This is a genomic window from Sphingomonas sp. BK345 (assembly GCF_014193845.1).
Taxonomy (GTDB): domain Bacteria; phylum Pseudomonadota; class Alphaproteobacteria; order Sphingomonadales; family Sphingomonadaceae; genus Sphingomonas.
In genome coordinates this window covers 111,491-127,769 of the sequence record NZ_JACHZX010000001.1, presented here as the reverse complement: position 1 = coordinate 127,769, position 16,279 = coordinate 111,491, and the positions used below count along the sequence as shown (strand labels likewise).

Annotated in this window: 15 protein-coding genes; 11 read left to right on the top strand and 4 right to left on the bottom strand. The window is 69.3% G+C overall.

The genetic code is table 11. The annotated features are described in order from the left end of the window. Window positions 1-30 precede the first annotated feature (30 nt). Both FHY03_RS00575 and FHY03_RS00570 read right to left on the bottom strand, forming a co-directional pair. A complete protein-coding gene (locus FHY03_RS00575; RefSeq protein ID WP_183928086.1) occupies window positions 31-2,145 on the bottom strand; it encodes a S9 family peptidase in 2,115 nt (704 codons plus the stop codon). A 71-nt stretch (window positions 2,146-2,216) separates the two neighbouring features. Next, on the bottom strand, window positions 2,217-3,107 hold the full coding sequence (locus FHY03_RS00570; RefSeq protein WP_183928084.1) for a prephenate dehydratase: 891 nt from the start codon (window positions 3,105-3,107) through the stop codon (window positions 2,217-2,219). 105 nt (window positions 3,108-3,212) lie between these two features. Here FHY03_RS00570 and FHY03_RS00565 point away from each other — a divergent pair, with 105 nt between their 5' ends. Further along, entirely contained in the window at window positions 3,213-3,917 is a 705-nt protein-coding gene (locus FHY03_RS00565; protein ID WP_183921129.1) for a cytochrome c family protein, read from the top strand. Between the two features lie 42 nt (window positions 3,918-3,959). Here FHY03_RS00565 and FHY03_RS00560 read toward each other — a convergent pair whose 3' ends face one another. Next, the gene (locus tag FHY03_RS00560; RefSeq protein WP_183928082.1) at window positions 3,960-5,099 is read right to left on the bottom strand and encodes a Gfo/Idh/MocA family protein; all 1,140 of its coding nucleotides are present in this window, start codon (window positions 5,097-5,099) and stop codon (window positions 3,960-3,962) included. A 112-nt stretch (window positions 5,100-5,211) separates the two neighbouring features. On the opposite strand from FHY03_RS00560, the gene FHY03_RS00555 reads away from it, so the two are divergent. The 8 genes from FHY03_RS00555 (at window position 5,212) to FHY03_RS00520 (ending at window position 13,186) form a co-directional block, all read left to right on the top strand. Continuing rightward, a complete protein-coding gene (locus FHY03_RS00555; RefSeq protein ID WP_183921127.1) occupies window positions 5,212-5,589 on the top strand; it encodes a cytochrome c family protein in 378 nt (125 codons plus the stop codon). Window positions 5,590-5,603: 14 nt separating this feature from the next. Continuing rightward, window positions 5,604-6,644: a sugar phosphate isomerase/epimerase gene (locus FHY03_RS00550; RefSeq protein ID WP_183929181.1), complete on the top strand. Its 1,041-nt coding sequence runs from the start codon at window positions 5,604-5,606 to the stop codon at window positions 6,642-6,644. Between the two features lie 46 nt (window positions 6,645-6,690). After that, window positions 6,691-7,998: a sugar MFS transporter gene (locus FHY03_RS00545; RefSeq protein ID WP_183921126.1), complete on the top strand. Its 1,308-nt coding sequence runs from the start codon at window positions 6,691-6,693 to the stop codon at window positions 7,996-7,998. Next, entirely contained in the window at window positions 7,995-8,924 is a 930-nt protein-coding gene (locus FHY03_RS00540; RefSeq protein WP_183928080.1) for a TIM barrel protein, read from the top strand. The genes FHY03_RS00545 and FHY03_RS00540 overlap by 4 nt, the downstream gene beginning before the upstream one ends. Window positions 8,925-8,979: 55 nt before the next feature. Then, window positions 8,980-9,549, top strand: coding sequence for a gluconate 2-dehydrogenase subunit 3 family protein (locus tag FHY03_RS00535; protein WP_183928078.1), 570 nt, complete (start codon window positions 8,980-8,982; stop codon window positions 9,547-9,549). After that, the gene (locus FHY03_RS00530; RefSeq protein ID WP_183928076.1) at window positions 9,546-10,385 is read left to right on the top strand and encodes a sugar phosphate isomerase/epimerase; all 840 of its coding nucleotides are present in this window, start codon (window positions 9,546-9,548) and stop codon (window positions 10,383-10,385) included. Before FHY03_RS00535 ends, FHY03_RS00530 begins: the two co-directional genes overlap by 4 nt. Before the next feature lie 24 nt (window positions 10,386-10,409). Further along, window positions 10,410-12,092 (top strand): GMC family oxidoreductase, encoded by a 1,683-nt coding sequence (locus FHY03_RS00525; RefSeq protein ID WP_183928074.1) that lies wholly within the window; start codon window positions 10,410-10,412, stop codon window positions 12,090-12,092. A 65-nt stretch (window positions 12,093-12,157) separates the two neighbouring features. After that, the gene (locus tag FHY03_RS00520; protein WP_183928072.1) at window positions 12,158-13,186 is read left to right on the top strand and encodes a LacI family DNA-binding transcriptional regulator; all 1,029 of its coding nucleotides are present in this window, start codon (window positions 12,158-12,160) and stop codon (window positions 13,184-13,186) included. Between the two features lie 72 nt (window positions 13,187-13,258). Here the strand turns inward: FHY03_RS00520 and wrbA are convergent, their stop codons facing one another. Continuing rightward, entirely contained in the window at window positions 13,259-13,861 is a 603-nt protein-coding gene (wrbA, locus tag FHY03_RS00515) for an NAD(P)H:quinone oxidoreductase (RefSeq protein ID WP_183928070.1), read from the bottom strand. A gap of 136 nt (window positions 13,862-13,997) precedes the next feature. On the opposite strand from wrbA, the gene FHY03_RS00510 reads away from it, so the two are divergent. Further along, a complete protein-coding gene (locus FHY03_RS00510) occupies window positions 13,998-14,885 on the top strand; it encodes a LysR family transcriptional regulator (protein WP_183928068.1) in 888 nt (295 codons plus the stop codon). An 80-nt stretch (window positions 14,886-14,965) separates the two neighbouring features. Next, window positions 14,966-16,249: an amidohydrolase family protein gene (locus FHY03_RS00505; RefSeq protein ID WP_183928066.1), complete on the top strand. Its 1,284-nt coding sequence runs from the start codon at window positions 14,966-14,968 to the stop codon at window positions 16,247-16,249. The last annotated feature ends 30 nt before the right edge of the window (window positions 16,250-16,279 follow it).

Sequence of the window (16,279 nt, the reverse complement as noted above, 5' to 3'; positions counted from 1 at the left end):
CTCCGACAAGGCGGGAGCGCGGCGCCGTCCTCAGTCCGCCACCTTCAATCGCTGCAGCGCGAATGCCTGCCATTCCGCGCCCTGGCGATAGCGCTCGAAGCGGCCCGACTTGCCGCCGTGCCCCGCCTCCATGTTGACTCGGTACACCAGCGGCGCGTCGCCGGTCTTCAACTCGCGCAGCCGTGCGACCCATTTGGTCGGCTCGTAGTATTGCACCTGGCTGTCCCACAGCCCGGTGCTGACGTACATCGCCGGGTAGGCCTTGGCCGCGACATTGTCGTACGGCGAGTAGCTCAGCATGTAATCGTAAAAGGGCTTCTGCGCCGGATTGCCCCATTCGTCATATTCAAACGTGGTCAGCGGGATCGAGGAGTCGAGCATGGTGGTCACCACGTCGACGAACGGCACCTGCGCGATGATCAGCGCATAGTCCTGCGGCGCCATGTTCGCGACCGCACCCATCAGCAGCCCGCCCGCGCTGCCGCCCATCGCCGCCACCCGGCCCGGGGCGGCGTATTTCTGCGCCACCAGATAGCGGGTGACGTCGACGAAGTCGGTGAAGCTGTTCTTCTTGTGCAGCAGATGGCCGTCGTCATACCAGCCGCGCCCCATTTCCTGCCCGCCGCGGATGTGCGCCAAAGCGTAGACCACGCCGCGGTCGAGCATCGCGATCCGTGCCGGGTCGACCGCCGGGTCCATCGAGAGGCCGTAGCTGCCATAGGCATATTGGAACAGCGGAGCGGTGCCGTCGCGCTTGACGCCCTTGCGGTACACCACCGAGACCGGGACCTTGGTGCCGTCGCGTGCGGTCGCCCAGACCCGCTCGGTGACGTAGTTCGACGGGTCATAGCCCGGCACCGGCGCGACCTTGAGCACGCGGCGCTCGCCCGTCTTCGCACTGGCCTCGTAGGTGGTCGTCGGCGTCACCAGCGAGGCGTAGGTGTAGCGCACCCAGTCGGTATCGGGCTCCGGATTGACCGCCAGCGCCATCTGATAGGCCGGCTCGTCGGCCTTGACCGGGGCGGAACGGCCGTCGGTCAACAGCCGGATCATGCGGTTACCACCCTCGCGCTGGTCGAGCGCGATGAAGCCGCGGAACGGCTTGAAATCTTCGATGAAGACGCTGTCGCTCGCCGGCGTCAGGTCGCGCCAGGCGGAGACACCGCGGGCGAGATCGCGGTCGGCGACGGTGACGAGCTTGTAGTTGCGGGCGTCGCGGTTGGTGCGGATGATCCAGCGATCCCCCATGTGATCCGCGCCGTAGCGGAACTCGCGCGCGCGGGGCGCCACCAGCGCGAAGCGGGTCGGCGCCGCCGCGGGAGCGCAGCGCTGCTCGTCGCTGACCGTGGCAGACACGCCGATGCAGATGAAGCGATCGTCGCTGGTGCGGCTGATCCCCATCTGGAAGGTGTCGTCCTTCTCCTCATAAACGAGGCGGTCCGCGCTCACCGGCGTGCCGAGCACGTGCGCCATCACGCGATAGCCGCGCAGCGTCACCGGGTCCTTGGCGATATAGAAGAGCGTGCGGTTGTCGTCGGCCCAGACGAGATTGGGCTCGACGTTGGTGATCGTGTCCGGCAGCGGCCGTCCGGTGGAAAGGTCCTTGACCTTGAGGACATATTGCCGCCGACCGACCGTATCCTCGGCATAGGCGACGAGCCGGTTGTCCTGGCTGACCGACCAGTCGCTCAGTGCGAAGAAATTATGCCCCTTCGCCATCGCGGGCTGATCGAACAGGACCTCGGCGGGCGCGTCGGGCGCGCCCTTGCGGCGCTCGATGATCGGATAGTCCGCGCCCGGCGTGAAGCGGGTCTGATAATAATAGCCGCGCTCGCGATAGGGGACGCTGCTGTCGTCCTGTTTGATATGGCTGACGGTCTCGGCGTAGAGTCTGTCCTGCAGCGGCTTGAGCGACGCCAGCGTCGCGTCGGCATAGGCGTTCTCCGCGGCCAGATAGGCGAGCATCTCGGGGTTCTTGCGGGTGTCGTCGCGCAACCAGTAATAATCATCCTCGCGCGTCCCACTGGCCGAGGTGACCTGACGCGGCCTCTTCGCGGCGTGCGGCGGCTGCGGTGCGGTCTGCGTCCAGGCGGGCGACGCCGCGACGGCGGTGAGCGCGGCGCCGGCCAGCAGCAAGGTCTTCATCACGCGTCTGTCCCCACCCATGTTCGTCGCGCCGCACGATAGGAGCGGGCGCGGCGCGCGCAAGGGGGCGGTCAGCCGCGTTTGCGCGCCTGGCGATAGGAACCGAGCACGCGCAGATGCTTGGCATGAAAGCCCAGTTCGGCCATCGCGCGGTCGAAGCCGGGCTCGCCGGGGCGCCCCTCAACGTCGGCGTAGAATTCGGTCGCCGCGAAGCTGCCGCCGCGCTGGTAGCTTTCCAGCTTGGTCATGTTGACGCCATTGGTCGCGAACCCGCCCATCGCCTTGTACAGCGCGGCGGGCACGTTCTTCACCGCGAAGATGAAGGTCGTCATCCACGGCCCCTCGCCGTCGGGCGCCACGCCGTCACGCGCCAGCGTGACGAAGCGAGTCATGTTGTGGTCGGCGTCAGCGATGTCGGTGGCGAGCAGCTCGAGCCCGTAGATCGCCGCGGCGCCCGGCGGGGCGAGCGCGGCGACGCTGGGGTCGCGCAGCTCGGCCACCACCGCGGCGGCGCCGGCGGTGTCGGGATAGCTCACCGGTGCGATGCGGTGCGCCTTGAGCCAGTGTCGGCACTGGCCGAGCGCCTGGGGATGGCTCATCGCGCTGGACACCGCCGCGCGGGGGCCGAGGCCGATCAGCGCGTGCCGGATCGGCAGGAAATGCTCGCCGATGATCACCAGACCGGACTCGGGAAGCAGGAAGTGGATGTCGGCGACGCGGCCGTGGAGCGAGTTCTCGATCGGGATCAGGGCGCGCGCGGCGCGGCCGTGCTTCACCGCGTCGAGCGCGTCGTCGAAGCTGAAGCAGGGCAGCGGCAGCGCCTCAGGGAAGGCCTCGCACACCGCGACATGGCTGTTGGCGCCGGGTGCACCCTGGAAGGCGACGGCGTTCTCAGGCGCGCGCGCGGCGGCCTCGGTCAGGCGCTTGACGATCGGCAAAGCGGGGGCGGCGTAGCTGTCCATCTCGGTCCCGGCGCGTAGAAGAGCGCGGGCCGCCGCTCAAGCGCTTGCGGTGCGGTGGCGGCTTTTCTATGGATCGACCTAATTAGAGAGGGGCACACGGGCGACATGGACGATCGTAGCAACACGATTTTCGGCTGGGTCTTGGCGGGTGCCGGAGTCGCGCTGGGGCTGTCGATCGTCGGCAGCCAGGTCTTCCACGGCGAGCGCCCGGAGAAGATGGGCTACGCGATCGAGGGCGTCGAGGAGGCCGGCGGCGGTGGTGCCGCGGCCGAGGTGCCGATCGCGTCGCTGCTCGCCAGCGCCGATCCGGCCAAGGGCGCCGAGGTCTTCAAGAAGTGCGCCGCCTGCCACACGATCAACCAGGGTGGCGCCAACGGCATCGGCCCGAACCTGTACGCGACGCTGGGCGAGGGGATCGCGCAGGGGAAGGGTGGCTTCGCTTTCTCCGACGCACTCAAGTCGGTCGGCGGCACCTGGGACTTCGACAAGATGAATGCGTGGCTCACCAGCCCGCGCAAGTTCGCCAACGGCACCAAGATGACCTTCGCCGGCCTGGGCAACCCGCAAGATCGCGCCAACGTCATCGCCTATCTCAACCAGCAGGGCTCGAACCTGCCGCTGCCCGCCGCACCCGCGGCCGGTGCCGCGCCGGCGGCTGGCGACCAGGCGGTCGCCAACGTCACCGAGAGCGCCAAGGGCGACACCGCCGATCTGTCGAACACCGGCACGCCGGCGTCTGGCGCGCCCTCGGTCGATCCCGCGGCCAAGGAGAACAAGGCGCTCGGCGCCGAGCCGCCGGCCAAGCCGTGAGCCGGCCGGCGCGGCGGGACCGTCCCCGCCGCGCCGTCGCGCTTACCCCAGCGCGCTCCATTTCACGTCCGACTGGGCGTTGCCGACCACCGCCTCGACGAAGGCCATGGTGCGCACGCCGTCCTCCACGCCGGGATACCACATGGCCGGCGCCGCCCCGCGGATCGCTCCCGCGAAGCCGCGGTAGATGTTGGCGAACGCCTCGATATAGCCCTCCGGGTGGCCCGCCGGCGTGCGCGTCCGCGCGATCGCGCCCTCGCTCAGCCCGGGGCCGCCGGTGCGCAGCACTTCCACCGGCTTGTCGAGCCAGCGCAGCGTCAGCGTGTTGGGCTCCATCTGCGCCCAGTCGAGCCCGCCGAGTTCGCCGTGGACGCGCAGCCGCAGCCCGTTCTCGTCGCCGGCCGCGACCTGGCTGGCCTTGAGCACGCCGCGCGCGCCGCCGGCGAAGCGCAGCAGCACGCTGACGTCGTCGTCGAGGCGACGGCCTGGCACGTGGGTGGTCAGCTCGGCGCAGAGCGACTCCACCTTCAACCCGGAGACGTGCTCGGCGAGCTGGAAGGCGTGGGTGCCGATGTCGCCGAGGCAGCCGCCCAGGCCGGCACGCGCCGGATCGGTGCGCCACTCGGCCTGCTTGTTGCCGTCGCGGTCGATCGCGCGCGCCAGCCAGCCCTGCGAATATTCCACCTGCACCAGCCGGATCGTGCCGAAGTCGCCGCGCTCGACACGCGCGCGTGCCTCCTCGACGAGAGGGTAGCCGCTGTAGGTGAAGGCGAGCGCGTAGTGGCGACCGCTGCGCTCCACCGCGGCGGCGATCGCCTTCGCTTCCTCGAGGTTGAGCGACATCGGCTTCTCGCAGATGACGTGGAAGCCGGCGTCGAGCGCGGCGATCGACATCGGCGCGTGGAGATGGTTCGGCGTCACGATCGCCACCGCCTCGACGCGCTCGGTCTCGGGCAGCGCTCGCTCGGCGGCGAGCAGGTCCTCGAAGGTGGCGTAGACCCTCGACGGGTCGAGCCCAAGCGACTCGCCGCTGCGCGTGTTGCGCGCGGCGTCGCTGCTGAAGGCGCCCGCGACCAGCCGCCAGTCGCCGTCAACACCGGCCGCCATGCGATGGACCGCGCCGATGAAGGCGCCCTCGCCGCCGCCCAGCATCGCGAGCCGAAGTGCTTGTCGTTGCGCCATCGTTCATCTCTCCCGTCGCATTGTCCCACGGTGACGCAGCGTCACCAAGCGGGTTGATCCCCGCTTGTTTAGCGCTAAACATACGACAAACAACCAATTGGAGAGAGTCGCGATGAAGCTGATCGCCGGACTAGCCGCTCTTCCGGTCGTCGCCGCCGCGGCGATCGCCCTCATGCCCGCGCCGCTGGCGGCGCAGGCCACTACGCCGCCGGCCTTCGCGGCCTGCAAGGCCTGCCATACCGTCGAGAAGGGTGGCCCCAACCGCATCGGGCCGAACCTCTACGGCGTGGTCGGCCGCCCCGCCGGCACTGCGCCCGGCTTCAACTATTCGGCCGCGCTCAAGGCGTCCAAGCTGACGTGGGACGAGAAGTCGCTGAGCGAGTTCATCGCCGCGCCGAGCAAGAAGGTGCCGGGCACGCGCATGCCGATCGGCATGGCCGACCCGACGAAGCGCGCCGCCGTCATCGCCTATCTCAAGACGCTCAAGTGAGCGGCGCGCCGGCGATGCGCGGGCCGGGGGTCTTCCTCGCCCAGTTCATGGGCGAGGCGCCGTTCGACACGCTCGACAGCGCCGCGCGCTGGATGGCGGACGCGGGCTATGCCGGCGTGCAGATCCCGACCTGGGACGCGCGCTGCATCGATCTCGAGCGCGCCGCCGAGAGCCAGACCTATGCCGACGAGCTGATCGGCCGCTGCCGCGAGGCGGGGGTGGAGATCACCGAGCTCTCGACCCACCTCCAGGGCCAGCTCGTCGCGGTACATCCTGCCTATGACGAGTTGTTCGACGGCTTCGCGCCGCCCGAGCTGCGCGGCAAGCCCGCCGAGCGGCAGCAATGGGCGGTCGAGCGCCTCCGCCTCGCCGCCAAGGCGAGCCGGCGCCTCGGGCTGAGCGCGCACGCGACCTTCTCGGGCGCATTCGTCTGGGGCTTCGTCTATCCCTGGCCGCAGCGCCCGGCGGGTCTGGTGGAAGAGGCGTTCGCCGAGCTGGGCCGGCGCTGGACCCCGATCCTCGACGCGTTCGAGGAGGAGGGCATCGATCTCTGCTTCGAGCTGCATCCCGGCGAGGACCTGCACGACGGCGTCACCTTCGAGCGCTTCCTCGACCAGGTCGGCGGCCACCAGCGCGCCAACATCCTCTACGATCCCAGCCATATGGTGCTGCAGGCGATGGACTATCTCCAGTTCATCGACATCTATCACGAGCGCATCAAGATGTTCCACGTCAAGGACGCGGAGCTCAACCCGACCGGCCGGGCGGGCGTGTACGGCAGCTATTCGGACTGGGTCGATCGTCCCGGTCGGTTCCGCTCGCTGGGCGACGGGCAGGTCGACTTCGGCGGCATCTTCTCCAAGCTCACCCAGTATGATTACTCGGGATGGGCGGTGCTGGAGTGGGAATGCGCGCTCAAGCACCCGCAGGATGGCGCACGCGAGGGAGCGCCGTTCATCGAGGCGCACATGATCCGGCGCCCGGAACATGCCTTCGACGATTTCGCCGGCGGCAGCGATCCCAGCGCCAATCGCCGCCTGCTCGGCCTCGGCTGATCCCGCACAGCCACGATAACGACAGAGAGATAAGGGAGAGGACCGAGTGGATCAGGCAGGAGTGAACCGCAGCCGATTGTTCTGGCTCGGCGTGCTGGCACTGGCCACCGCCGCGATCAGCGCCTCGTTGCGCGCCGCGGTCGCCAGCAGCCTCAAGGCGGAGTGGATCGACCCCATCGCTCCGGTTCAGGCGGGTGAACTGATCGGTGCGGCCCTGGGTTCCGCGTTTCTCGGCTTCGCGATCACGGTGTTCGTCGTCAGCGCGCTGCTCGACAAGATCGGCGCCAAGCGCGTGCTGATCGGCTGCGGCATCTGCTTCCTGCTCGGCACCGGGCTGATCGTCGGCGCGGGACATCTCGCCACCGGCATGGCGGTCTACAACCTCGTCTGGTTCGGCATGCTGTTGAGCGGGATCGGCTGGGGCCTCGCTGAGGCCTCGATCAATCCGCTCACCGCGCGGCTCTACCCGGACGAGACGACGCACCGCCTGAACGTGCTTCACGCCTGGTATCCGGGCGGGCTGATCATCGGCGGCCTGGCCGGGGTGTTCCTCGCCAATGTGCTGCCGTGGCAGGCGATCATGGGCTCGGTGCTGATCCCCGCGGTCGGCGTGGTCGTGATCGCGGCCACCACCACCTTCCCGGCGCCCCCCGCGGAGGTGGAGGGCGCCGGTTTCGGCGAGATGATCGGCGAGGTGTTCCGCCGCCCTAGCTTCTTCGTGTGGTTCGGCGCGATGTTCCTCACTGCCTCGTCGGAGCTCGCTCCGGGCCAGTGGCTCGACGTCGCGCTCACCAACCGCGTCGGCATGCGCGGCATCCTGCTGCTGGTCTATGTCAGCGCGCTCATGTTCGTGTTCCGCCACTTCGCCGGGCGCTTGGCGAACCGCCTGTCGAACCCCGGTTTGCTGTGGATCTCTAGCCTGCTCGCGGGCATCGGCCTGTTCCTGCTGTCGCTGGCGCAGTCGCCGGTCGCGGCGATCCTGGCCTCGACCGTCTGGGGCCTCGGCGTCTGCGCAATGTGGCCGACGATGCTGGCCTCGGTCGCCGAGCGCTACCCGCGCGGCGGCGCCTGGGCGATCGGGCTGGTCGGCTCGGCCGGCGCGCTGGCGAGCTTCTTCGTGCTGCCGCTGCTGGGGGGCATGTTCGACGAGGCCAAGGTGGCGCTCGCCGGCGGGCCCGAGGCGTTCAAGCAGCTGACCGGCGCGGCGCTGCGTCAGGTCGAGGATGCGGCGGCGTCGCAGTCCTTCGCCAAGCTGGCCCTGTTCCCGGTGGTGCTGCTGTTCGTGTTCGGCGGCATCTGGCTGTCCGAGCGGCGCGCGCGCGGCGCCACGCTGGCGCGCGGCGACGCCGCGTGACGCCGACGCGCCGCTCGCTGATCGCCGCCGGGGCGGCGCTGCCGCTGGCGGCGTCCGCGGCGGCGGCGCAGCGCGGCGCGACCTCCAATGCGGCGCATTTCTCGCTCGGCTTCGCGCCGCACGAGGGCAGCTTCAAGAGCCGCGGCGGCCTGCTCGAGCAGATCGCCTTCGCCGCGGACCAGGGCTTCCGTGCCTGGGAGGACAATGAGGCGAGGGCCCGGCCGGTCGCGCAGCAGGAGGCGATGGCCAAGGCGCTGCAGCAGCGCGGCATGGCGATGGGCGTGTTCGTCGCGAGCATGCCGCGATGGTCGGAGTTCCGCCCGATCTTCGGCAGCGACGACGGCGCCGAGCGCGAGGCCTTCCTCGCCGACGTGCGCGCCTCGATCGAGGTGGCCAAGCGCCTCAACACGCGGCGCGCCACCGTCGTCACCGGCTTCCTCGACCCGCGCGTCCCGGTCGAAATCCAGACCGCGCGCGTGATCGACCTGATGCGCCGCGCCGGCGACATCGTCGCGCCGCACGGGCTGGTGCTGGTGATGGAGCCGCTCAACACGCGGGTGAACCATCCCCATGTCTACATGCAGAGCTGGTCGGCCGGCTATGCCGTGGCGCGCGGGGTGAACAACCCGGGGATCAAGATCCTCGCCGACTGCTATCACGAGCAGATTCAGTCGGGGAATTTGATCAACTCGCTCGCCACCTGCTGGGACGAGATCGGCTACATCCAGTTCGGCGACAATCCCGGCCGCAACGAGCCGGGCACGGGCGAGATCAACTATGCCAATGTCGTCCGCTGGCTGCGCGACAAGCGCTACGCCGGCGTGATCGGCATGGAGCACGGCAATGCGCGCGAGGGGCGCGCGGGCGAGGAGCGGCTGATCGCCGCCTATCGCGCGATCGATCGGGTCGCAGGGGAGGAAGCATGACCAACACGAGCAGCGGCGCCCGCGCGGGCGCACGGGACCTGAACGGAGAAACCAAGTGATCGACCGCAGAGACGCGCTCGCGGGCATCGTCGCGATGTTCGGCAGCCAACTCTTCGCCCCCATCGCACGCGCCGCCGGCGCCGCCTCGCAGCAGGCGTTCGGGGTGATCAACACCGGACCGCCGTCGGTGCAGGTGTTCACGCCGGCGCAGAAGGCGCTGATGGCAGCGCTGAGCGATCGCGTGATCCCGGCGACCGACACGCCCGGCGCGATCGCGGCGGAGGTGCCCCAATATATCGAGAAGCTGCTCGCCGACTGGTCCGAGCCGAGCGACCGCGTGCCGATTATCGCGGGTCTCGACGCGATCGAGGCGCGCAGCCGCGCCGATTACAAGAAGAGCGCTACCGCGGTCACCCCGGCGCAACAGGACGCGTTGCTGACGCTGGCGATGGAGGACAAGGTGCCCGGCGGCGCCGCCTTCTTCGAGCCGTTCCGCCAGATGGTGATCGTGGGCTATTACACGTCCGAGATCGGCATCACGCAGGAGCGCGAATATCTGCCGGTGCCCGGCCAATATGACGGCGCCTTCCTCTACTCCAAGGTCAACAAGGTCTATTCCTCATGATGACGGATCGTCGCACGTTCCTGGCCGGCAGCGCCGGTCTCGCCGCCCTCGGTGTCGCGGGCGCACTGCCCGCGTCGGCCGCGCAGCTCGGCAAGGTGGGTATCCAGCTCTACACCGTCCGCGAGCTGTTCCAGAAGGACCCGGTCGCCACGCTCGGGCAGATCGCCAAGATCGGCTACCGCGAGGTCGAGTACGGCGGCGGTGGCTATGACAGCATGGATCACGCCATGCTGCGCCGGACGATGGACCGGCTGGGTCTGACCTCGCCGTCGATCCACGTCGGCTACGACCTGCTGCTCAACAAGTTCGACGACAGCGTGAAGATGGCCAAGACGCTCGGCGCCGACACGATCGTGCTGCCGTACATGACGGACGAGCATCGCACCGCCGCGGCCTGGGAAGCGGCACTGCCGAACTTCAACAAGTTCGCGCGCGAGCTGGCGCAGAACGGGCTGGGCTTCGCCTATCACAACCACGATTTCGAATTCACCAACAAGCCCGACGGCGTCAGCCTGTACGACCGCTTCATCAAGGGCACCGATCCCAAGCTGGTGAAGGTCGAGATCGACCTCTACTGGGCGATCCACGCCGGCGAGGACGCGGCCGCGCTGATCAAGCGGATGGCGGGGCGGATCTACGCCTATCACGTCAAGGACCAACGCCCCGACGGCAAGATGACCTCGGTCGGGCTCGGCACGATCGACTTCGGCAAGCTGTTCAAGCTCAACACGATGGCCGGCGTGAAGCACTTCTACGTCGAGAACGACGAGTCGCCCGCGCCCTACATCCCCGACATCACCACCAGCTTCCAGACGCTGCGCAAGCTGCGCTTCTGACGACACTCATCCCGGGAGGGGATCATGGCAGCTACCAACAAATTCGACGCGATCGTCATCGGCTCCGGTGTCAGCGGCGGCTTCGCCGCCAAGGAACTGACCGAGAAAGGCATGCGCGTCCTGATGCTCGACCGTGGGATCATGGTCGAGCATCAGACCGATTATACCTACGACGGCAAGCCCGCCTACGAGATCCCGGCGCGCGACATGATGCCGCCGGAGCTGGTGAAGAGCGACTATTTCATCACCACGCACGGGTATGTCTCGCCGAGCACCCAGAAATATTACAACAATGACCGGTTGAACCCGTACGCCTATGACGAGGGCAGCAAGTTCTACTGGATCCGCCCCGCCGCGGTCGGCGGCAAGTCGCTGATCTGGGGTCGCTGGTGCTTCCGCTGGAGCCCGGCCGACTTCGAGGCGAACAAGAAGGAGAATGTCGGCGGCGACTGGCCGATCCGCTATGACGACGTCGCGCCGTGGTACGATTACGTCGAGAAATATATCGGCGTGTCGGGCTCGCGCGAGAACCTGCCCTACCTGCCGGACAGCCAGTTCCAGCCGCCGATGCCGATGAACGTCGCGGAGAAGTGGTTCAAGCAGCGGCTCGAGGGCGCGTTCCCCGGGCGCAAGCTGATCAATACGCGCCTGTCCAACATGACCGAGGACAAGCCCGACCAGAACCGCAGCAAGTGCCAGGTGCGTAACCAGTGCGGCCGCGGCTGCTCGTTCGGCGCCTATTTCTCGACCCAGGCGGTGACGCTGCCGGCGGCGCGCGCCACGGGACGCTTCACGCTGCGCTCGGACGCGGTGGTGACCAACCTCGAATATGATCCACAGCGCAAGCGCGTGACGGGCGTCCGCTTCGTCGACGCCAAGACCGGTCAGGCCGAGACGGTCAACGCCGACATTGTCTTCCTCTGCGCTTCGGCGATGGCGTCGAACCAGATCCTGATGAACTCGCGCCCGGCAGGGAGCTCGAAGAGCTACTTCAACAGCAGCGGCACGCTCGGCCGCTACGTCATGGATCATATCTTCCGCGTCAACATCGCCGGCGAGATCCCGGGGATGGACGAGTATATCGAGTTCGGGCGCCGTCCGGGCGGCGTGTACATCCCGCGCTTCCGCAACAACAACGGCGACGAGGGGCTCGGCTTCCGCCGCGGCTACGGCTACCAGGGCAGCGCGCGGCGCGACCCCGCCAAGCCCAAGGGCTTCGGCGCGTCGATGAAGCAGGGCATGCGCCAATACGGCCCGTGGCAGTTCTCGATGGGCGCGTTCGGCGAGTGCCTGCCCTATGAGGACAACCACGTCTCGCTCCACCCCGACAAGGTGGACCGGTTCGGCGTGCCGCTGATGCGCTTCGACGTCCGCTTCCGCGACAACGAGCTGAAGATGATGACTGACGCGCGCCAGCAGGGCGAGGAGATGCTCCGCAAGGCGGGGCTGCTCAACGTCCGCAGCAGCGAGGACGAGCACGTCCCGGGCGACGCGATCCACGAGATGGGTGGCGCGCGCATGGGTCGCGACCCGCGCGCCTCGGTGCTCAACGGCTTCAGCCAGGCACATGACGCGCCCAACCTGTTCGTCACCGACGGTGCGCAGATGAACTCGATCTCGTGCATCAACCCGTCGCTCACCTTCATGGCGCTGACCGCCCGCGCGGCGGACCACGCGGTGAATGCCAAGAAGGCGGGGTTGATCTGACGACGTGTCACCCCGCGCCCGGCGGCTGAGCCGATGCGGCGCCCGCCCGTGACCGGCCGCGCGCGATGAGCGAGCGGCGCGGCGAGCGCGGGGTCACGATGCGTGCGGTCGCGGCGCGCGCCGGCGTCTCGCCGATGACGGTCTCGAACGTCATCAACGGCGCCGGCCGCGCCGCCCCCGCGACGGTCGCGGCGGTGCGCGCCGCGATCGACGAGCTGGGCTATGTCCCCAACGTCAGCGCGCGCCTGCTCGCGCGCGCGCGCGCCACGACGGTGGGGCTGATCTACAGCGGCGCGCGCACGCCCTTCCTGGACGCCATCCTGACCGGCTCGCTGCGCGCCACCAACGCGCACGGGCTCCAGCTGCTGTTGCGCGAGGAGCAGCGGCTCACCCACGAGGCCGCGGAGGCCGCGGCGCGCGCGCTGGTGCGCGGCGGGGCGGACGCGCTGCTGCTGATCCCGCCCTTCGCCGAGTTGCTGAGCGAGGCGGGCGTCGTGGATGCGCTCGGCGTGCCCGCAGCCGCGATCGCGACCGGTGCGACGCTGCCAGGCACCGCCACCGTCAGGATCGACAATCGCGCGGCGATGCGGGCTTTGACGCGGCGCCTGATCGAGCGCGGCCATCGCCGCATCGCGCTCGTCTCGGGGCCGCCCAACCATTCCGACAGCGCCGACCGGATCCACGGTTATCACGACGCGCTCGCGGGCGCCGGGATCGCCGCGGACACGCGGCTATTGTTCGAGGGGCGTTTCGACCATGAGTCGGGCATCGCCGCCGGCTCTGCACTGCTGTCGCCCGCCGATCGTCCCAGCGCTATCATGTGCAGCAACGACGACATGGCAGCCGGCGTGATCGGCGAGGCGCACCGTCGCGGGCTGCGGCTGCCGCGTGACCTGGCCGTGACCGGTTTCGACGACACGACGATGGCGTCGCTGATCTCGCCCGCGCTGACGACCGTGCGCCAGCCGATCCAACTGATGGCGTATCGCGCCGCCGAGATGCTGATTCGCGCGGGCCGGCGCGGCGAGTTGGCCGAGGCCGAGGACGAGTTGGTCGACTATGAGCTGATCGAGCGCGAGTCGACCGCGGGCTGAGATGAGCGCCGGCGGCGCGACGCCCCGCCCCGAAGCGGCACTGTCGCGGCCGCTCCGAGGCGGGGAGAGGGCTCAGCCTTTCAGCTTGGCCGCGGTCTCGGCGATGCGCTTGCCCTGATAGCGCGCGCCGTCGAGATCGACCTGGCTCGGCTGGCGGCTGCCGTCGCCGTCGGCCAACGTCGAGGCGCCATAGGGGGTGCCGCCGTGCACTTCCTTGACGCCCATCTGACCCTGGTAGCCGTAGTCGAGACCGACGATCGTCATGCCGTGGTGGAGCAGGTTGGTAATGATCGAGAAGAGCGTGGTCTCCTGGCCGCCGTGCTGGCTAGCGGTCGAGGTGAAGGCGCCGCCGACCTTGCCGACCAGCGCGCCCTTCATCCACAGCCCGCCGGTGGTGTCCCAGAACGCCGCCATCTGGCTCGGCATGCGGCCGTAACGCGTCGGCGCGCCGACGATGATCGCGTCATAGCCGGCGAGCGCGTCGGGACCCTCGATCTCGGGGTGCGCAGTGTCGGTCTTGAAGCCGGCCGCGGCGACGATCTCGGCGGGGGCGGTCTCCGCCACGCGACGGATGTCGACCTCGGCGCCGCCCGCCCGCGCGCCTTCCGCGACCGCGTCGGCCATCTTCTCGATATGGCCGTAGGACGAATAATAGAGGACGAGGACCTTGGTCATGGCAGTGGCTCCTGGTGCGGATTAGGGCAGGGCGCGCGTCGGTAACGCGCTCGGGTACGATCAACCTAGGTAAGCGCAGGCCCCGACGGAACGCGCCCGATTGAAACGGATCGTTTCGGCCTCTACGCCGGTGACGATGCGGCTCCCCGATCTCGAGGCCTGGGCGATCTTCGCGGCGGTGGCCGAGCATCGCTCGTTCAGCGCGGCGGCGGACGCGATCGGGCTTAGCAAGGCGACGGTCTCCAAGGGCGTGTCGCGGCTGGAAGCGCAGCTGCAGGTGTCTCTGTTCCATCGAACCTCGCGCCGGCTCGCGCTGACCGAGGCCGGGCGCCCCCTAGCCGAGCATGCCGCACGGATCGTCGCGGAGGCGCATGCCGCCGAGGAGGCCGCGCGCGACGGCGCGCTCGCGCCGGCCGGACGCGTGCGGCTGGCGGCGCCGATGAGCTTCGGGCTCAAGCACGTCGCTCCTGCCGTGGCCGATTTCCTAGCGGCGCATCCCGCGATCGAGATCGAGCTCCACCTCGCCGACTCGCGCGTCGACATCGTCGCCGAGGGGTTCGACGTGGCGCTGCGGATCGCCGACCTGCCCGACAGTTCGCTGCGCGCGCGCCGGCTGTGCACGATCACGGCGCATGTCGTCGCGGCGCCTGCCTATCTCGCGACGCACGGCACGCCGACTCACCCGTCGCAGCTCGGCGAGCATCGGCTGCTGGGCTATACCAACCTGACCGGCCCGTGGCGCTTTCGCTCGCGCGACGGCGCCGAGGTGTCGGTGAAGGCGCAGGGACCGCTCGCGGCGAACAGCGGCGACGCGCTGGTGCCCGCACTGGAGGCGGGGCTGGGCATCGCGCGACTGCCGGGCTTCATCGTCGGCGCCGGGATCGCCGCGGGGCGGGTAGTGGAGATCATGCCGGACTGGGCGCCGGCGCCGATCGGCCTCCACCTTCTCACCCCGCCGAGCGCGCTTCGACCCGCGCGAGTCGAGGCGCTCATCGCCTTTCTCAGCGAACGGCTGCGCGACTGAGGGCGGCGACCGTCCGCCAGCCCCTCTTCCTTCCCTGGCGCAACTCGGCCATCGTGCCGGGAAACAAGGGGGAAACACGTATGAGACTGACCGTCCTGCCGCGCGTCGCCGCGGTGGCCATCGCGCTCGCCGGCGCGGGGCCGGCGAGCGCGGAGAGCGTCGTCGTCACCGCGGCGCGCATGCTCGACGTCGACAAGGGTGCGATCGTGTCCGACCCGGTGATCGTCGTCACCGACGGCCGCATCGCCGCGGTCGCCGCCGGCGGGGCGAGCCGCCCCGCGATCCCGGTGGACGCGCGCCGCGTCGATCTCGGCGACGTCACGCTCGTCCCCGGGCTGATCGACATGCATGTCCACCTCACCAGCCTGGCCGAGATCGGCGGGTATCAGACGCTCAAGTACACCGACAGCTTCTGGGGCGCGATCAGCGTCGCCAACGCCGCCAAGACGCTACGCGCGGGCTTCACCACCGTGCGCAACGTCGGCGCGGGGGACTTTCAGGACATCGGCCTCAAGGAGGCGATCGACGGCGGTTGGGTGATCGGGCCGCGAATCGTGCCCGCGGGCTATGCCATCGGCGCGACCGGCGGGCATTGCGACGACAACGCGCTGCCGCCCTCCTACGACAAGAAGCTGCCCTCGGTGGTGAACTCGCCCGAGGAGGCGCGCGCCAAGGTGCGGTGGCTGCACAAATATGGCGCCGAGGTGATCAAGATCTGCGCCACCGGCGGCGTCTTCTCGCTGGGCGACTCGGTCGGCGGGCAGCAGCTCAGCGAGGAGGAGATGCGCGCGATCGCGGACGAGGCGCATATGCTCCACCTCAAGGTGGCGGCGCACGCGCACGGCGACGATGGGATCAAGGCCGCGATCCGCGCCGGCATCGACACGATCGAGCACGTCAGCCTCGCCTCGGACGAGGCGATGAAGCTCGCGATCGAGCACAAGACCTGGTTCGACATGGATATCTACAACGACGATTATATCCTCGCTACCGGCACCAAGAACGGCACCGAGCAGGAAAGCCTCGACAAGGAGAAGGCGATCGGGCTCAAGCAGCGCCAGACCTTCCAGCGCGCCTTCCGCATGGGCGTGGCGATGACCTTCGGCACCGACGCGGGCGTCTATCCGCACGGCGACAATGCCAGGCAGTTCGCCAAGATGGTGCAATGGGGCATGACCCCGCTCGACGCGATCCGCGCGGCCACCACCAGCGCCGCACGCGCGCTCGGGCGCGAGGCCGACGTCGGGACGATCGCAGTCGGGCGTTTCGGCGACATGGTCGCGGTCCGCGGCGACCCGCTGCGCGACGTCACCGTGCTGGAGCACCCGGTCGCGGTGGTGAAGGGCGGCGTCGAGGTGAAGTGAAACCCTTCACTCTCCTCGCGCTTTCACCGC

Bases quoted from the DNA above. Each gene is read 5' to 3' on its own strand.
- FHY03_RS00530 (WP_183928076.1), top strand. From the start codon at position 9,546: ATGATGACGGATCGTCGCACGTTCCTGGCCGGCAGCGCCGGTCTCGCC.
- FHY03_RS00565 (WP_183921129.1), top strand. From the start codon at position 3,213: ATGGACGATCGTAGCAACACGATTTTCGGCTGGGTCTTGGCGGGTGCC.
- FHY03_RS00570 (WP_183928084.1), bottom strand. From the start codon at position 3,107: ATGGACAGCTACGCCGCCCCCGCTTTGCCGATCGTCAAGCGCCTGACC.
- FHY03_RS00560 (WP_183928082.1), bottom strand. From the start codon at position 5,099: ATGGCGCAACGACAAGCACTTCGGCTCGCGATGCTGGGCGGCGGCGAG.
- FHY03_RS00505 (WP_183928066.1), top strand. From the start codon at position 14,966: ATGAGACTGACCGTCCTGCCGCGCGTCGCCGCGGTGGCCATCGCGCTC.
- FHY03_RS00550 (WP_183929181.1), top strand. From the start codon at position 5,604: ATGCGCGGGCCGGGGGTCTTCCTCGCCCAGTTCATGGGCGAGGCGCCG.
- FHY03_RS00520 (WP_183928072.1), top strand. From the start codon at position 12,158: ATGAGCGAGCGGCGCGGCGAGCGCGGGGTCACGATGCGTGCGGTCGCG.
- FHY03_RS00525 (WP_183928074.1), top strand. From the start codon at position 10,410: ATGGCAGCTACCAACAAATTCGACGCGATCGTCATCGGCTCCGGTGTC.
- FHY03_RS00510 (WP_183928068.1), top strand. From the start codon at position 13,998: ATGCGGCTCCCCGATCTCGAGGCCTGGGCGATCTTCGCGGCGGTGGCC.
- FHY03_RS00555 (WP_183921127.1), top strand. From the start codon at position 5,212: ATGAAGCTGATCGCCGGACTAGCCGCTCTTCCGGTCGTCGCCGCCGCG.
- wrbA (WP_183928070.1), bottom strand. From the start codon at position 13,861: ATGACCAAGGTCCTCGTCCTCTATTATTCGTCCTACGGCCATATCGAG.
- FHY03_RS00575 (WP_183928086.1), bottom strand. From the start codon at position 2,145: ATGAAGACCTTGCTGCTGGCCGGCGCCGCGCTCACCGCCGTCGCGGCG.